Below are 16,263 nucleotides of genomic sequence, written 5' to 3' on the forward strand. Positions count from 1 at the left end.
ATGTTAAACTTTTACCAAGTTTTTTTCGCTTTTTTTTTAATTTATTTTAAAACAGCTTTAAAATACAATTACAAACAGCTAAAATTTAAGGTGAGTACGGAGGAATTTGAGGGCGGTATAAATGGTGTTATAAGCCGTTCTAACGGTTAATTGGCTTCTTTTAGCCACATCTTCATAACTCAAACCATCGTAAAAGCGCAACTGAATCAATTTTCGTTGCTGAGGGGTCAGTTTTTCTAAAGCCGCAAGTAAACTGGCTTTAACCAGCTCATCAGATTGTATTTTTACAATCAGTTCTTCGTAAGGCATCTCTAATAGATCTTCGTCCTCTCTAACGATAATTGAAATGGCCTTATTTAACCGCTGTTCGTGAGCGATTTTCTTTAAAATCTTCCTTTTCAGAATGGTACGCAGATAAGATTCAACCTGTTCCACCCTGGGAAGTGCATCATGTTTCTCCCACAGTTCGAGAAAAACCTGGTTTAAAGTATCAGTAACTACTTCAGCATCGTTACAAACGCGTAAACCAAATCCAGCTAAACTCCGGTAAAGACTTTTATACAAGTTAAGGAAAGCATCTTTTTCACCTAAACACATGGCCTCCCACCACAAACTATGCAGAGAAATGTCCTCACCCAGAATATTCTTTTTGTCCATGTTAGTGGCACGCTTTGTTTGGTTATGATCTACTTATATAAATGGGGTTCCTTTATAAGTATTTTTCAAAAGTAACATTTAGGTTGCATATTTTATGTTCATAAATACTAAACAATAGGATATATTCTTTTCACCTTTCCTTGAAAACCCTAAAAACCAAGGGTTCACAAAGGATTTTTTCCACTAAGAAAGCTTCTATTTTAATTGGAAGATTGTCGTTTAATTAAAAAAACACCCACTGCCCATAAAAAATGGCAGCGGGTGTTTTTTAATAGGGATGTAAATTTCAATAAATTTTTTATGATTTATATTTACTTGTCAAAAATCTTATTCAGGTTTCGCATAAACCGCTGCAATAAAGAGCTTTCTTTTGTTACGATTTCAACATCTGCAACCATTCCAGGTTTAAGTATAATGGTATGTTCGGCATCTTTTTTTTCAAATTGCTGGAAATCTATTTTAGCAAGGAACACACTGTCTTTCAATGCAAAATCTGTAATATAACTTACCTTTCCATTAATCACACCAAATTCTTCAAAAGGGTAACTACGCAATTTAATCAGACTCCGTTGCCCTATCCTCACCTTGCCCATATTATATTGCGGAATCTGGACCTCACCAAAAAAATTACTATTACCAGGATTGATCATAAAGAGTGGCTGGTTCATTATTACATTCTGATTTTCCTGCAAAATACCTACATAACTTACGTGGCCTTTTGACGTTGAAGAAACAACATATTTCAATAACCAGCCTTCCGTGTCGCTAATAATACTATTCAACGCTTGAACGAATTTTGCCTGTTGTTCCCGTATGGTGTTCTCTAAAGTAGCCAATTCCTTTTGCTTATTAAGGTAGCTACTGTTGTTGTTGAGCAGTGCCGTAGCTGTTTGCTGCAGTGGATATTTACCAGAAAGATATTTATTTTCCTGCTGTTTAAATTCGCTGTTAGAAATCACTTCTTTACTTTTAAGCTTTTTATAAGCTTCGTATTCTTCAGCTATATTTGCGTATTCTTTTTCCTGTACCTGTTTCTGTTGCAAAATCTGCTGTTCTAATTTCCGTATTTCACCAATATCTCTTTGTAAGTAAGCTTTTTGGGCAAGATAGAAACCGCCAGATTGTGTATTTGCAAACTGGATATATTCTTGATAAAAAGACTGGTAACTGTTTTGTAATTCTCCTAAATTAAGACCTTTGGTCTCGAAATTCACCTTATTGATGGGTTTTCCAGTGTTTACTAATTCCCTTAAAGCTTTTAATTTTGTTGCAAAAATAAGTACATCTTCATGCCTGGCTGTACTTTCTATAAAGGCAAGTGGCTCACCACTGTTAACCATTATATTCTCTTTCACCAAAATTTTAACCAGTTTGCCTTGCTGATGCGCAATTACTTCTTTAGGCGCATTTAATGAATTTATCTTTAAAGAAGTTTTAATAATGTCAGGATAACGGATAAGTGCAGACATCAAAACAATTGAAAGCAAAACCAGAAATATCAAAGTAATTCCACGTCTTAATATCCATGAGGGCACCGCAGTAATAATTTCACTTACTTCCTCGCTATGTACGGTTACTATTTCTCTATATGATGGCATATTTATTTCAATTTTAGTCTTTCGCCTAAGCACCTAATTCCAACTGGTTTTTTACCAGATTAAAGTATTCACCCCTCATTTTTGTCAGTTCAGCATGTGTACCTTGTTCTACAATCATTCCTTTATCAACCACCACAATATTATGAGCATTTTTTACGGTACTTAAACGGTGGGCAACTACAACTACGGTTCTTCCCTTAAAAAATTCTTCCAGGTTATCCATAATTACGCTTTCATTATTGGCATCAAGGGCATTGGTGGCCTCATCAAAAAAGATATAGGCTGGGTCTTTATAAACTGCACGTGCAATTAAAATCCGTTGTTTCTGCCCTGCACTAATTCCATTGCCTTCAGCACCAATTTTGGTATTTAATCCCAAAGGCAAACTTTCGATCAGATCTTCAATATTGGCCATCTTAATCGCATGCTGTAGCCTGGCTGGATCAGGATATTCATCTGCCACTGCAATATTTTTGGCAATGCTATCAGAAAAGATAAAACCATCCTGCATTACTGTACCGCATTGCATGCGCCAATAGCCATAACCGATTTGATCAAGGTAGCTTGATCCGACCTTGATATCTCCTTTTTGAGGGCTGTAAAATCTCAGCAAAAGTTTTAGTATCGTCGTTTTCCCACTACCACTCATACCGACTATAGCAGTGGTTTTTCCGTGAGGGATATTTAAATCTATTCCTTTTAACACAGGCTCATTACCAGCACCAGGATAAGTAAAACTTACATTATTGATCAATATACTTTGGTTTGCCGGAAGCTCCTTTAAAAAGCTTCTTGTCAACGGTTCTTCATCCTCCATTTTATGAATTTCATTTAGCCTTTCTAAACTAATTTTGGCATCCTGAAAAGATTGTATAAAACCCAATAATTGCTCAATCGGACTGTTTACCTGCCCTACTATATACTGCACGGCCATCATTCCCCCCAGTGTAAGATCACCATCTATTACTGATTTAGCGACCAAAAAAGTAATCAGGATATTTTTACCTTCATTAATGAAAAATGCTCCTGCCTGCTGAAACTGCCCCAAAGAAAGGCTTTTAATACTAAACTTAAATAATCCTGCCTGCAAACGCTCCCACTCCCAACGTTTTTGCTGCTCACAATTATTCAACTTTATTTCCTGCATCCCGCCAATTAACTGTACCACACTACTCTGGTTTTTTGATGAGATATCAAAGCGCTTAAAATCCAAATCTCTGCGCCTTTTTAAAAAAGCCATTACCCATAGGGAATAGAGTACACTACTTACTAAGAATATGATAAATATGTTGATGTTGTAATAGGCCAGTATAATGGTAAATATTACCAAATTAAACATAGAGAATATGGTATTCAAAGTAGACCCGGTCAAAAAGCTTTCAATTCTTTGCTGATCATTCATCCGCTGCATAATATCCCCTGTCATTTTAGTATCGAAAAAGCTCATGGGCAGTTTCATCAGCTTGATCAAAAAATCTGTCAGAATAGAAATATTGATCCTTGTACTAACATGCAGTAAAATCCAAGAACGGATAAAATCTACACTCATCCGTCCTAAAAACAACATGGTCTGTGCAATCAGGATGATGTAGATGAAGTTAAGGTTTTTGGTATTGATACCGATATCAACCACAGCCTGTGTAAGGAAAGGTACAATGAGCTGCAATAAGGTACCAACCCCTAAGCCTACAAACAACTGACCAATTAGTTGTTTGTAACGATAAAGGTAACGCAATAAAAAAGTAAAGTTAATACCTTCATTTTTATCTCCTTCCTGATCATAAAATGCCGGACTTGGTGAAAGTATTAACGCAATCCCCTGGCTATGTCCATTATCATGTGTACTTAACCAGTGCCGTACAAATTCACTTTGATTATACACAATTAAACCCTTACCCGGATCGGCAACATAATATTTGTCTCCTTTAACTTTATAGAGTACTACAAAGTGATTTTGGTTCCAGTGCAGAATTACCGGCAGCTCTGTTTCCAAAAGTTGATCCAAAGTCAATCTACTTCCTAAAGTACGGAAGCCTATCTTTTCAGCAGCCTCGCTAATGCCCAACATGGAAACACCTTCGCGATTGATGCCACTGATTTCTCTTACCCTTTGAAGCGTAAAATTTTTACCATAATGTTTGGCCACCATACGCAGGCAGGTAGGGCCACAATCCATTTGATCGGGTTGTTTATAGTGGGTGAAGTTTTTCAATATAGATATATTATATGGTGCTTTTATCAGGAACAATTTGTTCATTTTTCCCTTTTGGGTACTAAATTTTTCAATGTTAAATCAATAATTTTATCTAAAATATATGTATTTGATGCTTTACCCTTTGCAGAAATTCCGTTCCAATTAGAACCCGCTCTATAATAGAAAAATGTATTATCCATAATTATATCATATGCCCAAGCCCAAAATCAGAAATAGAAAAGATTGATACAATACTCTAACTCCCAGAGGTAACAATTCAATATTTTGAAACATTTCATTTCTATTTTGCTAAAAAATTAGACCTTAAAAAATCATGACCACCAAGCTTATTTTTATTTAGAATCAAAATCTTTTTTTCAAATGGTAACGCCAGTCCCTCAGGATATCCGTATGCCGGGCTTAATTTTTTAACAAGTCGATGAAGCAAATACCTATTCAAATGCGATTCATCGTGCCAAACAGCGATAATACCTTTCTTCAAATCTTTTTCAATTCGGTAAGCCAATGCTTCTATTAATTTAATGTAAGCGCGGGACCTGCCGCCGTTAAATCCGCCCATAAAATAATATTTGCCTCTATTTCTCTCAACATATGCTAGAGATTTGGGATTTTCTTCGTATGTAAAATTTTCTCTTGATTGATTGTGAAAACCTGGGTGCACAACTGCGATTAAATCTTCTTTTTTGGGCAAAATAGTTTCGTCAATTACTGCAACACATTTCATATTTGCATTTAAAAAAAATACATAATCAAATTTTGTTAGTTGATCTTTAATTTCATAAAACATATGAAACCTCAACAGTGTATCAAATGGCCAACCCAAATGCTTTTGTTCAATGAGATGTACCCTTTTGTTAATTGGTTTTATTTTTATATTCTGATCAGTAAATACAAAATAGTGCTTGGTAATTTTGGGCAAAAAATAGTTTTCCATCGATTGGAAAAAACCATCCCAAAACATAGCGTATTTGCCAGTACAGATATATAGAATAGCAATCTTCATAACTTAATCCACTCTTTAGGCAAAATCCCATCAATATTTTTACTGTGATTGAACCATTTTTTTGGGGTAATTACTATTTTATTCGGATTATTATTTAACCATGCCCCCCACCAGCTAAAAGTGCTGTTGGCTATTATATTGTGCTTGCATAAACTCATTAGATACATATCCAAATGGCATTTATTTTTTTTATTGGTTTCTACATATTGGATATTATTTACTTGTCCCAAATTTTGTTTCGCCCAATGCATATCGTCCGTAAAAATATAAAACCATGGTTCATTGGTCTTCATTTCGATATATTCAATTGCATTTGCATAATACTCTAGCCCCAAATTCAAGTGGATTGGCGATTGCAAATAATCACCTCTTCGTATATGAATACTAACAGCATTACTATCTAAGATCTGTTTTTTATTTGCTAGATTTCCTAAATCTGCTTTTTCTAATTCCCTAAATCTGAATTGATGTCGAACTTCGTTTTCAATTTTCTTAAAATAATTAACGTTTTGCCAGTAACCTGAAAAATGAGCGCCGTCCAGATTTGCTAAATCAGGATTATAGCTAGACTCTTCTTCTAATACCTCCTCAATGATAAATTTGTCGGACTTTAACCTATAGCCTAAGTTGCCAACTTCATCTTTTATCGCTTCTATAAAATAGAAAACATCTCTTTTATTTGCTTTTGCAATATTAATATTGAATGCTTTATCCAACCAATAACCACCATGTCTATTATCGCTATCGTAATACGAAAGATCGAATTTTACTTCTTTATTTCCTAACATATGTATCAAAGCAAAAGCATATTGAAACATTTGGTTACCTAGCCCCCCCATAAGTTTGATGATGACCATTTATAAATTAGAATATTTTAAATAAGCTTCCTGAATTCTCTGTAACCTTTCTTCGGTTCTTTTAAACATATCTTGCACCAAACCGGGCTGTTCATTGTGCATTGGGGTAATATCTGAATATCCAAAATCTTTTTGCCGAGAAATAAAGGGATATAGCACCATTTTATGGCTGGTTAACCCTGCTAAAACCAAATCTGCAACATCTGTTTTTTTAAATTTATAGTTTAGGATTTTTTTATATATTTTTTTATAGACTACAATAAATTGAGTAGATAAAAACGTATTGAGCCAATATCTATTTTTAGTTAATGGTACAACTTGTCCATAGCCGCCAATCCCACCAGAGAGAATATCAGCACCTTGGTCATGAGCTTCAATAATATTTTGGATCAAATAATCCTTACAATAATGAGCTGTAAATTCGTGATCGTCCTCACATATGACAATTACATCATCATCATTTATTATAGCCATTTCTGTGATTTTAACTATACTCTGCCATAAGCCTATTGCTCCAATTTTATGTTCACAAGCCTCAACAAGTTGAACGTTAAACTCTGGCCTGGCTTTAAATTGTCGTAAAATATGGTGTAATCTTTCATTCCGGCTTTTAAGATTGATCACATATGTAGGTAAGATAATATCTTCGTGATTACTCATATAGGTTTGGCTTATAAAATTGCTTTACTCTATTTAAACTATTAAGAACCATACTAGCTTTTTCAAAAATTTGGGTAACATACCCCTCTTTATTATTTTTAATGGTTACATCAGAATAGCCAAATTCTTTTTGGATAGATATAAATGGATATATTAAAAACTTATTGGGTGTTAAATCAGCAATTTTTCGATCTGCTACATCCTGTTCCATAAATTTAGCCTCTAAGATGTTTCTAAAGAATTTTCTAAATATTATCGCAAATTGCAAACCGGTAAACTGGTCTACCCAAAATAAGTCATCAGAAACTTCTAGGACGTCACTAAACCAGCTAACCCCGCCTAATAAGACGTCTGCATCTTTTTCCTTTGCAGCGACTATCTTGCTAAACAAAAAATCATTTGAATAATGCTTTGTAAATTGATGATCATCCTCGCAGATCAGGATATATGATTCATCTTTTGATACTAAATTTTCAATTATATGTTTAATGGTACTCCATAACCCTAATGCCCCATTTTTATTTTCAATAGCATTTATAATTTGTAAGTTAAATTCTGATTTTTTATTAAATTCTTTAAATGCATGACATTTACGATCAGTCCGTTTTTTAAGGTTAATGATAAAAGTAGGAATGTTTTTTTTCATATTCGGAGTCTTCAAAATTATATTTTATTCATCAAGAGTTCAGATTAAGATGTTAGACTAATTAACATTAGGATAAAAAGCCTGCACTTATAAGAAATATATAGTTTATTTTATTGTAAGTTAAAGATCAAGATCCCATTTTATTTTAAATCACATAACCACTTCGCTACTAAACACTTAGGCTATTTATTATTGGACTGACTTAAATATGAGATGTTCCTTAATTAGGTCTATGATAAAAGTTAAAACTGAAATACTAACACGATTAGTTTTTACTTCCATGACCAATTTCATTCATAAAATCATTTTAGGTTAAGGTTTTGTAATGTATATCATGTTCTTATTAAAAGATATGTATATATGTCCAAATTTTCTTAAAATATAATTTCCAATTAAAGATGGTTCTGCGGCGGTCATCCCAGTTTTATTGGTGTGAAAAAATACTGAAGGTGTATCTATCTTAAATTTTCCTATTTTGATAGCCTTAAGTGTTGCAAAGTGACCAGTCATTACTTCTCCTTTCATTGTAGTCCCTTCTCTTTTGATCTCAGGTTTTAGATTTATTCCATATAAAAGGTTGTGTTTTTTAACTAATCGTGTAGAGAAACCGATCGTACCTCCACTCGCCCCTAAATCAATAATACATCTTTCTTTAAAACTATCCCCTCTTTGAGTATAAAAGGTTGCGAGAACTTCGTATCGTAATTTAGATTTATCAACTGGGTTTATCCTTATACTATCTATTAGTTTATTTTTATTTGAGATGTTCCCCTTATTAAAGGAAATGGTATTATTAAAATAATTTATTTCAACTATATAGTTTTTCATAAACTCCATTCCGATTAACAATTCTGCTTTGTCCCCAATTATTCTTTTCATGTCGATAATAGCATGCGACTTAGACACTCCATTTACTTTTCCAAAAGCAAACGTAATTAACATTCTTTGAAACTTATTTTCTTCTTCGGCACTTTGAACTCTTTTATATCTGGTATTATTTGGCCCTTGCTCAATCTTGGTTAGGCCAATTCTTTGAGCAAATGTAGAATCGCATATCAAGGTGTATGGTGCCCCGGTGTCCAATATAAAATTTACATTAATTGTATCTTGAATAGTACCTTTAAAAATAATATGTCCTCCAGACATAACTACAGGCATACTGTTAGATTTAGAAATATTGTTAACTGGTAAGTTATTATTCTGACATCCAATTAAAATTAATATAAGAAAAAACAAAAATTCGAATTTATTATTCATATTTCCATATATTATCAACCCGTGGTTATTAACAACAACCACAGGTTGAATAGGGATTGAAAAATTACGGGCGTATAATAACACCCCACTCACCACTCACACCTGATCCATTGTAGGCAGGATATATTGCATTACATGCAGCTGTAGCATCGCCACTAATCGAAGACCTACACCAATCCTCCTTGCCACCTGGAGTTGTACAAGAGAGATAATAGTTTTCCTGACAATTACCAATACCACTTCCTGTTCCTCCCATTACTTTTTTTAATTGCGCCCTGGTCAGTACTTCACCTTTCTTAAAGGCATTTGGTTTTAAACTTAATTTTTTCATTGTTTAATGCTTAAATTTGGTTTTAAAGTTTTTGTAGCCCTTCCAAGCTGGGTTACTTATGGCTCCATGTATTTTATAACCACATGGTAGTTCACTGGGGCAGTACATTTCGAACTGGCTGCCCCTCTTTTGTACAAAACGGTTTGTCCCTTTAAGTAATCAAATATTTGATATCCTCCAAGAGATAAGGCGCTGGCAGTTTATAGCCATTTACCAAAATGGTAGGCGTAAAGGCAATTTCTGCCATATCACACCAAGTTTTTTGTTTTTTAGTTACCTCATTCATTTCACCATTAAATGTTATAGGATATTTCTGTGCCCAGATTTCATAATTCTGCGCACCTTGCGCATACCAATCATTTAATGCTTTTCCTAAGAGATCAGCATTGTTCAATGTAGTCAATGCACTGATATGTCGGGACACTTTTGTTTTTTTATCATCATCATGGTCGGCGGTGGTAAAAATAATTTTCACCTGCAGATCATCACGATATTTTAACCATTCATTAATAGTTTGATGTGCCTTGGCACATGGTCCACAAAATGGATTGCTTACCATGGTAATTACCGTTTCAGCATTTGGATTGCCTAGTGTTACTGGCATCATTTCATCACCTATGGCATAACGTGATTGGTTTATTAATACCTGCTTAAATAGTTCACTATTATATTTAAATTTTTTAAGCTGTAATTTTAGTGGTTTAAACTGTATCGAATTAGTAAAGAATGGTTTAAATGTGTACCAAACTGTAACAGGAAGCAAGAAATAAAAAATTATTTGAATGAAAATACTAGAACTAAAAGTTGAAAAGCTAAAAGGCCAAAGTCCAAAGCTGAAAGCTACAATATTTGCGATTACTAATAAGCCTTGTACCATGCAGCACAACAGGCACCAATTTTTATAGCGATACTGATAAGAAATAGAATAAATAGTATAAGACAGCGCAAGTAAATTCAAACAACTCATTATTGCCAAACTACCAGGGTTAATGAGAAGTGTAATGACTGAACCAGTAAAGTAGAAAAATCCTACCTCGCCCCATGAAAGCCACGAAGTAAGTTTAGCAGCATCTGATTTAAGGATCGCATTACAACCATTTTTATTGCCCAAGCTGCATAGGTTTTGTACCAAAGGATTACTACTACCAATACTATTGATTAGCAATAATGAGGTAACACTAACACCAAATAAATTAATAATTAGTAAGACAAAGTAGACAGCGCTTAAGCTTGTATTCAATAACGCCAGAATTATTCCTAAAACTATTGTAATAATCAGTATGGGCAACCTCATACTTTGGAAAAGATCTTTCCATTTATTTTTACCATACTCAGGCTCTTTACTTTCTTTATCTGCCTCGGCCAACAATACTGTACCACTCCATTTTTGCAGAAATTCTTTTATCGGCAAAATAGCTTTTTGCTTTTTCTCGTCACTGTATACTATTTCCTGATCATTAACAGCCTGTACCAGTATAAAACTCCCTCCATTGCTAGCAAAATGGGCTACAAAAGGGCAATTTATGTCTTTAAAAGTAGTTTTATCAATATTAATGGCTGCATTCGCTACCTGCCATTCGGTTAAACAATCGCTTATAGACAATAAACTTGGATATTCAGGATGATCCTCCAACTTTTGCGTTAGTCCGTAGACGCTATGTTTAACAAAAAGGGTTTTCAACAGTAAACGGGTTACCGCAACGGCATTTGAATATTGACTCATAGATTTAAATGGTTAGCTATCGATAAAAAACAAAGGATAATCCAGGATCTCCCCAGAAATACTCCATATTGTTTTATCTTCTTATTTGATTAACAGAAAACAGCAATCTGCAAAAAGCCACTCTCATTATTCAAATAAAATAGTAATTGCTTGGCAACTGTAATAATTTGCAGTGGCTTCTTCCATCAAGGTCATGGAAATGCCAAATTTCAAGCGTCTTTCTTAAATAACTTTATTATAAGATAAGATAATCGAAGATAGAAAAAAGGCATTAACAAACAAAAAATAAATACAAAATAAATACATACAAGAATACATAAAAATAAAAATAAACATACAAATTATACAGAATACAATTACAGAATAAAATAAAACGTTTTAGCAAATACGCCTAATTTTTGATTTTTTTTTGATATCGCAAATAAAAAAGTGCTTTAAAACAAAAACACCCACTCCCAATAAAAAATGGTGGTGGGTGTTTCTAAATAAATTCTTTTTAACCCGACTTAAAGTTTTGAAAGCAAAAGTTTTACCGAGGCTCTTTTTTGATAATTAGGATCGAAATGAACATATTTAATTTTACCTGAACGATCGATAATATAGGTTGCCGGAACGGGTAAGGTATGCCGGGTATTACCGTTATTGTCTTCCAGATTTATACCATAGCCTTTGTATTTGATGAAGGTAGCTTCGTCCATCATGAAGTTTACATTGTAGGCTTTCATAATTTCATCGTCTTTATCCTGAAGGATAGAAAATCCGGCACTGGTTTTTTTGATTGTTTTATCAATGTTTTCTTTCGTTTCGGGTGTAACACCAATAACGAAAGCATCTTTCCCACTTAACAAGTTTAAAGAATCCTGAAGTTCTTTAATGTGTTTGTTACAGTAGGGGCACCACTGACCGCGGTAAAAGAATAATACCACAGAACGGTGTGCTTTGAGCGCACTTTTCAGGCTCACTGTTTTACCGTTTTGATCTACTCCATTAAACATTGGCGCTTGATCTCCTTCTTTTAAACCCTTTTGTGCTTTTGTTTGTAGCGATAATACAACAGCTAAGGCTGTAAATAAAATAATTCTTTTCATTTTGTCTTTATGTTTTTTACCTCTTAGTCGAACCGGAAACATTAACCTTACAATAAAAATTAATTTTTATTTATTTCTTTTTCAATTTTCTCGGTTAAGTTTTTTTTAAATGCTTCGTCCAGTTTAAAATCGTTGTTTTTGAAACTTACAAAGGCCTGATTAATCAACATACTTTGTTGCTGATAAATCCTGCACACAGAACAACCAGCCAAATGAACATGCAATTGCAAGGTCTCTGCTACAGTAATTTTTCCAGCTATTTTTTTTTCAGTTAAAAAAGTAGCCTGTTTACAGTTATTGATCATATTTCTCAGTGCACTTATCATATCAGTTCCAGTTTTTTTGAAGGCAGGCCCTCAGGTTAAGTTTTGTGCGGTGCATAATCACCCAGAAATTAGCAGTGCTGAGTTTTAATTCGGTACAAATCAGCTCTGACGTGAGATCGTCCATATGTTTCATTGAAAATACAGAAAACCATAAGCCAGGAAGTTTGGTCAAACAGTCATTCAAGATAGCACCCAGTTCTTTCATCATTAAAGGGTTATCTATTTCCAAACCAAATGCTCTTGGATAATCTTTTTCAGTCCAGTGTCCTGATTCTGCATCAAAAAAATCCTTCAGTTCGTTTCCTGCGTCCATTATCTTATTAGCAGAACGTTTTCGGTAAAAATCAGCTATTTTGTTTTTTAAAATTGCCGTTAGCCAGGTTTTCTCTTTACTATTTCCCTCAAAGCGATCTAATCTTTGTAAACCTGCCAAAAAAGTATCCTGTACTAAATCTTTAGCTACATTTTCGTCTCTTACGCTCAACATCGCAAAGCCATACAGGTAATCAGCATATTTTTCTACCCAACTTAGTGGGTCTGAATGAACGTTCTTAACTGTATATTCTCTATCCGTTTCGTTCTGCATGTTTTGGTATTATCTTATATAAATATACTGCTTAATTGATTAGTCGCAGGGAATGAAATATCCTTACAAATTATTTTATATTTTTTTTATAAAAAGGCCTGTATGCTGATGGAGCTAAATAAAAATATTTAAAAAAATCATTCTGATTTAAAGTAATTTTTAAAGTTGTACGTCTACAGCTCATAATAAACCTAAAAACTTTTCTATATGATAGCCGTTTTCAAAACAAATGTATCTACGGATAGCGAGTTAAACGTAATCAGTCCATTGCTGAACAGCCAGTTCAAAGAAATTAAATGGAATATCGATTTATGGGATTCTGATAAAATCCTTAGGGTCGATTCGCCAAGAGACTGGACAAAAGAAATTACTGAACTGTTTAACAGTATTGGTTTGCGCTGCATTAATCTCGAAATTTTTCATTCCGAACCTTTTTAACCCCATATTTTCCTTAAAAAGCAGAAATTACCACTCTAAAAAACATAAAAGTTAGAAAAAACTTTCATCAGGGTTAATTTAGCTCCATTTATAGAACGCTGCTTTATTGTAGCATATCTTATGGCTTTCTTTTGGCTATTTTGTAATAGATTATGATTAAATTGCATCATCTATTACATCAATCCCTAATGAAAGAAATTACCGATATCATAAAGGCGTACCAAAAGGCAACGAAGGAAAAGAAAAAAACGGCCCTTGCAACGGTAGTTCAGGTAGAAGGTTCTTCTTACCGCAGACCTGGTGCCAGGATGCTGATTACTGAAGACGGACAGCTAACCGGTGCCATTAGCGGTGGTTGTTTAGAGGGTGATGCGTTACGAAAAGCGCTTTCGGCAATTGTACAGCAGGAGAACAAACTCATTACTTACGATACCACCGACGAAGATGATGCTAAATTTGGTGTTCAGCTGGGCTGCAATGGTATTGTACATATTTTATTCGAACCCATTATAGAAGCGGATGCGTTAAACCCCATAGCTATTTTAACCGCTTTGCAAGGCAAAAGAGCGCATGCCGTATTGGTAACACTTTTTTCCTTAACAGATAAGCTGCAATTGGGCACCAGCATGCTCTTTAGAAATGAACCTGTTTTATCTAAAATTTCAAAAGAAATCAAGGATGAAGTACTTCAGGATGCTGAAGAAGTTTACAGGAATAAAACAGCCACATTCAAAAACTATAAAACTGAAAATCAACAGATTGATGCCTTTCTGGAGTTTATCCAACCCCCAATTTCATTAATTATAGCCGGTGCAGGCAATGATGCACAGCCTCTGGCCGAAATGGCTTACCTTTTGGGTTGGGAAGTAACGGTGATAGACGGAAGGCCTACACATGCCACGCCTCAGCGTTTTACAAACGCAACCAGGGTTTTAGTGAGCAAACCTGAAAACATTTTGGCTCAAATTCAGATAGATGCACAAACCGCTTTTGTACTGATGACACATAATTACAATTATGATCTCGAGCTACTTAAATATCTATTGAATACAAAAGTACCCTATATTGGTACACTAGGCCCAAAGAAAAAGCTGATCAGGATGTTAGGTGAACTGGATTTAGCAACACCGGCAAACGAAACACGTGTGCATGGGCCAATTGGGCTTGATATTGGTGCAGAAACTGCAGAAGAAATTGCCATTTCTATTCTCGCAGAGATTAAATCGGTTTTTACAGGCGCTTCGGCTATGTTTTTAAAAGAGAAGAAAAAACCGATCCACGTTTACGAATTAAAAAGTAATTAAGCATTGAAAACGGGCATCATCATATTGGCAGCTGGCAGCTCTTCACGTTTAGGGAGACCAAAACAGCTTTTGGATTACAAGGGAAAAACACTCTTGCAAACCGTCATAGATGAAGCTTTAGCCACAAATTGCAAACCTGTTCTGGTTGTTTTAGGTGCAAATGCTAAAGAAATAGCCGCCCGGCACCAGAATGATCAGATCAGCATCGTGATTAACGAAAACTGGAAAAATGGAATGGCTTCGAGTATTGTTGCCGGACTTTCATCCATGATCAAAAATAATAGTGCATTGGAATGTATCATTATTGCAGTTGCCGACCAGGCTTTTATAAAAATGAGTAACTTTAATCACTTAATCGAAAAGCAGAAAGAAACGGGTAAAAATATCATTGCCAGTGCATATGCCGAAACGATCGGAACTCCTGTCCTCTTCAAAAAGGATTACTTTGAAGCACTTTTATCGCTCAAAGGCGCAGAAGGGGCAAAAAACATATTAAAACAGCATCCCCATGAGCTGGAAACCGTAATTTTCGAAGGTGGAGGAATTGATATTGATACAGAAACAGATTACAACAATTTAATTAGCCAGCAATGATAGCAGATTCTTTTGGAAGAATACACGATTACCTGCGGATATCGCTTACCGATAACTGTAATTTTCGCTGCTTTTATTGCATGCCTGAAGAAGAGTACGACTTTACCCCTGCCTCCCGGCTCATGCAAACCGACGAAATTATTAAGCTCGCAGCAATTTTTGTGGCCAATGGCGTAAAAAAAATCAGGCTTACCGGCGGTGAACCATTGGTAAGAAAAGATGCCGCCCAAATTATTGCCGCACTGGGTAAACTTCCGGTCGAGCTCGTCATTACCACAAATGGAACCCGCATTGCAGAAATGCTCCCGGTTTTAAAAGAGGCAGGTATTAAAACCATCAATATCAGCTTAGATACCCTTCAGCCGGAAAAATTCTTTATGATTACCCGAAGGGATGTTTTCCATCAGGTACGCAGTAATATCGAACTGCTTTTGCAGCACAAAATCAAGGTAAAAGTAAATATGGTGGTGATGAAAGGTCTTAACGACAATGAGATCGGCGATTTTATCAGTTGGACCAAACATAATCCCATCCAGATCAGGTTTATTGAGTTTATGCCCTTTAGCGGAAACAAGTGGACGAGCAATAAGATGTTCTCTTTAGCTGAAATCCTATCTGTGGTTGAAAAAGATTTCACCGTATTACCTGTTAAAGGAGAAGCACACGATACAGCCAAAAGTTTCATGATCCCTGGTCATGAAGGTTCGTTTGCCATTATCAGCACCATGACCAATCCTTTTTGTGATACCTGTAACCGGATGCGCTTAACTGCAGATGGCAAACTCAAAAACTGCCTTTTTTCGGATAGTGAAACCGATCTGCTTACGGCATTGCGGAAAAATGAAGATGTGCTCCCACTCATTCAATCGGCCATTTGGAGCAAAAAGAAAGCATTGGGTGGGCAACTGGTAAGCGATTTCGAAAAAATTGATGCCACTACCATTCAAAACAGAAGTATGATTACCATTGGAGGATAAAAT

General features: G+C 35.0%; 17 protein-coding genes. 4 read left to right on the forward strand and 13 right to left on the reverse strand.

The annotated features are described in order from the left end of the window. Positions 1 to 78: 78 nt before the first annotated feature. From CA265_12540 to CA265_12600, 13 genes are all read right to left on the reverse strand, one after another. Positions 79 to 597: an RNA polymerase gene (locus CA265_12540; GenBank protein ARS40439.1), complete on the reverse strand. Its 519-nt coding sequence runs from the start codon at positions 595 to 597 to the stop codon at positions 79 to 81. Between the two features lie 371 nt (positions 598 to 968). Beyond that, on the reverse strand, positions 969 to 2,255 hold the full coding sequence (locus tag CA265_12545) for a hypothetical protein (GenBank protein ARS40440.1): 1,287 nt from the start codon (positions 2,253 to 2,255) through the stop codon (positions 969 to 971). A 25-nt stretch (positions 2,256 to 2,280) separates the two neighbouring features. Next, positions 2,281 to 4,512 carry an ABC transporter ATP-binding protein gene (locus CA265_12550; protein ARS40441.1) on the reverse strand — a complete coding sequence of 744 codons (2,232 nt, stop codon included), beginning with the start codon at positions 4,510 to 4,512 and terminating at the stop codon, positions 2,281 to 2,283. Between the two features lie 238 nt (positions 4,513 to 4,750). Beyond that, entirely contained in the window at positions 4,751 to 5,473 is a 723-nt protein-coding gene (locus tag CA265_12555; protein ID ARS40442.1) for a hypothetical protein, read from the reverse strand. Further along, positions 5,470 to 6,330 carry a hypothetical protein gene (locus CA265_12560; GenBank protein ARS40443.1) on the reverse strand — a complete coding sequence of 287 codons (861 nt, stop codon included), beginning with the start codon at positions 6,328 to 6,330 and terminating at the stop codon, positions 5,470 to 5,472. The genes CA265_12555 and CA265_12560 overlap by 4 nt, the downstream gene beginning before the upstream one ends. Then, positions 6,331 to 6,990, reverse strand: a complete 660-nt coding sequence (locus CA265_12565; GenBank protein ID ARS40444.1) for a glycosyl transferase — start codon at positions 6,988 to 6,990, stop codon at positions 6,331 to 6,333. It lies immediately after the preceding gene. Continuing rightward, the gene (locus CA265_12570) at positions 6,983 to 7,636 is read right to left on the reverse strand and encodes a hypothetical protein (protein ID ARS40445.1); all 654 of its coding nucleotides are present in this window, start codon (positions 7,634 to 7,636) and stop codon (positions 6,983 to 6,985) included. Before CA265_12570 ends, CA265_12565 begins: the two co-directional genes overlap by 8 nt. A 312-nt stretch (positions 7,637 to 7,948) precedes the next feature. Beyond that, complete coding sequence (locus tag CA265_12575; GenBank protein ARS40446.1) at positions 7,949 to 8,893, reverse strand: hypothetical protein; 945 nt, start codon at positions 8,891 to 8,893, stop codon at positions 7,949 to 7,951. A gap of 64 nt (positions 8,894 to 8,957) precedes the next feature. Beyond that, on the reverse strand, positions 8,958 to 9,224 hold the full coding sequence (locus CA265_12580; protein ARS40447.1) for a hypothetical protein: 267 nt from the start codon (positions 9,222 to 9,224) through the stop codon (positions 8,958 to 8,960). A 151-nt stretch (positions 9,225 to 9,375) separates the two neighbouring features. Beyond that, positions 9,376 to 10,947: a hypothetical protein gene (locus CA265_12585; GenBank protein ARS40448.1), complete on the reverse strand. Its 1,572-nt coding sequence runs from the start codon at positions 10,945 to 10,947 to the stop codon at positions 9,376 to 9,378. A 506-nt stretch (positions 10,948 to 11,453) separates the two neighbouring features. Beyond that, a complete protein-coding gene (locus CA265_12590) occupies positions 11,454 to 12,077 on the reverse strand; it encodes a hypothetical protein (protein ID ARS40449.1) in 624 nt (207 codons plus the stop codon). A 17-nt stretch (positions 12,078 to 12,094) separates the two neighbouring features. Next, positions 12,095 to 12,358 (reverse strand): hypothetical protein, encoded by a 264-nt coding sequence (locus CA265_12595; protein ID ARS42974.1) that lies wholly within the window; start codon positions 12,356 to 12,358, stop codon positions 12,095 to 12,097. A 4-nt stretch (positions 12,359 to 12,362) separates the two neighbouring features. Next, entirely contained in the window at positions 12,363 to 12,947 is a 585-nt protein-coding gene (locus CA265_12600) for an RNA polymerase subunit sigma-24 (protein ARS40450.1), read from the reverse strand. A gap of 207 nt (positions 12,948 to 13,154) precedes the next feature. Between CA265_12600 and CA265_12605 the strand changes: the two genes are divergently transcribed. The 4 genes from CA265_12605 to CA265_12620 all read left to right on the forward strand — a co-directional run bounded on the left by CA265_12605 (position 13,155) and on the right by CA265_12620 (position 16,260). Then, positions 13,155 to 13,385 (forward strand): hypothetical protein, encoded by a 231-nt coding sequence (locus CA265_12605; GenBank protein ID ARS40451.1) that lies wholly within the window; start codon positions 13,155 to 13,157, stop codon positions 13,383 to 13,385. Between the two features lie 188 nt (positions 13,386 to 13,573). Beyond that, positions 13,574 to 14,689: an alanine dehydrogenase gene (locus CA265_12610; protein ARS40452.1), complete on the forward strand. Its 1,116-nt coding sequence runs from the start codon at positions 13,574 to 13,576 to the stop codon at positions 14,687 to 14,689. Between the two features lie 3 nt (positions 14,690 to 14,692). Beyond that, the gene (locus CA265_12615; GenBank protein ID ARS40453.1) at positions 14,693 to 15,283 is read left to right on the forward strand and encodes a hypothetical protein; all 591 of its coding nucleotides are present in this window, start codon (positions 14,693 to 14,695) and stop codon (positions 15,281 to 15,283) included. Further along, positions 15,280 to 16,260 (forward strand): GTP 3',8-cyclase MoaA, encoded by a 981-nt coding sequence (locus CA265_12620; protein ID ARS40454.1) that lies wholly within the window; start codon positions 15,280 to 15,282, stop codon positions 16,258 to 16,260. The genes CA265_12615 and CA265_12620 overlap by 4 nt, the downstream gene beginning before the upstream one ends. Positions 16,261 to 16,263 lie beyond the last annotated feature (3 nt).

This window comes from Sphingobacteriaceae bacterium GW460-11-11-14-LB5 (assembly GCA_002151545.1).
Classification (GTDB): domain Bacteria; phylum Bacteroidota; class Bacteroidia; order Sphingobacteriales; family Sphingobacteriaceae; genus Pedobacter.

What these genes read in the sequence shown, in the direction of transcription:
- CA265_12540 (ARS40439.1), bottom strand. Translation starts at nt 597, where the DNA reads ATGTGTTTAGGTGAAAAAGATGCTTTCCTTAACTTGTATAAAAGTCTT.
- CA265_12545 (ARS40440.1), bottom strand. Translation starts at nt 2,255, where the DNA reads ATGCCATCATATAGAGAAATAGTAACCGTACATAGCGAGGAAGTAAGT.
- CA265_12550 (ARS40441.1), bottom strand. Translation starts at nt 4,512, where the DNA reads ATGAACAAATTGTTCCTGATAAAAGCACCATATAATATATCTATATTG.
- CA265_12555 (ARS40442.1), bottom strand. Translation starts at nt 5,473, where the DNA reads ATGAAGATTGCTATTCTATATATCTGTACTGGCAAATACGCTATGTTT.
- CA265_12560 (ARS40443.1), bottom strand. Translation starts at nt 6,330, where the DNA reads ATGGTCATCATCAAACTTATGGGGGGGCTAGGTAACCAAATGTTTCAA.
- CA265_12565 (ARS40444.1), bottom strand. Translation starts at nt 6,990, where the DNA reads ATGAGTAATCACGAAGATATTATCTTACCTACATATGTGATCAATCTT.
- CA265_12570 (ARS40445.1), bottom strand. Translation starts at nt 7,636, where the DNA reads ATGAAAAAAAACATTCCTACTTTTATCATTAACCTTAAAAAACGGACT.
- CA265_12575 (ARS40446.1), bottom strand. Translation starts at nt 8,893, where the DNA reads ATGAATAATAAATTCGAATTTTTGTTTTTTCTTATATTAATTTTAATT.
- CA265_12580 (ARS40447.1), bottom strand. Translation starts at nt 9,224, where the DNA reads ATGAAAAAATTAAGTTTAAAACCAAATGCCTTTAAGAAAGGTGAAGTA.
- CA265_12585 (ARS40448.1), bottom strand. Translation starts at nt 10,947, where the DNA reads ATGAGTCAATATTCAAATGCCGTTGCGGTAACCCGTTTACTGTTGAAA.
- CA265_12590 (ARS40449.1), bottom strand. Translation starts at nt 12,077, where the DNA reads ATGTTTCCGGTTCGACTAAGAGGTAAAAAACATAAAGACAAAATGAAA.
- CA265_12600 (ARS40450.1), bottom strand. Translation starts at nt 12,947, where the DNA reads ATGCAGAACGAAACGGATAGAGAATATACAGTTAAGAACGTTCATTCA.
- CA265_12605 (ARS40451.1), top strand. Translation starts at nt 13,155, where the DNA reads ATGATAGCCGTTTTCAAAACAAATGTATCTACGGATAGCGAGTTAAAC.
- CA265_12610 (ARS40452.1), top strand. Translation starts at nt 13,574, where the DNA reads ATGAAAGAAATTACCGATATCATAAAGGCGTACCAAAAGGCAACGAAG.
- CA265_12620 (ARS40454.1), top strand. Translation starts at nt 15,280, where the DNA reads ATGATAGCAGATTCTTTTGGAAGAATACACGATTACCTGCGGATATCG.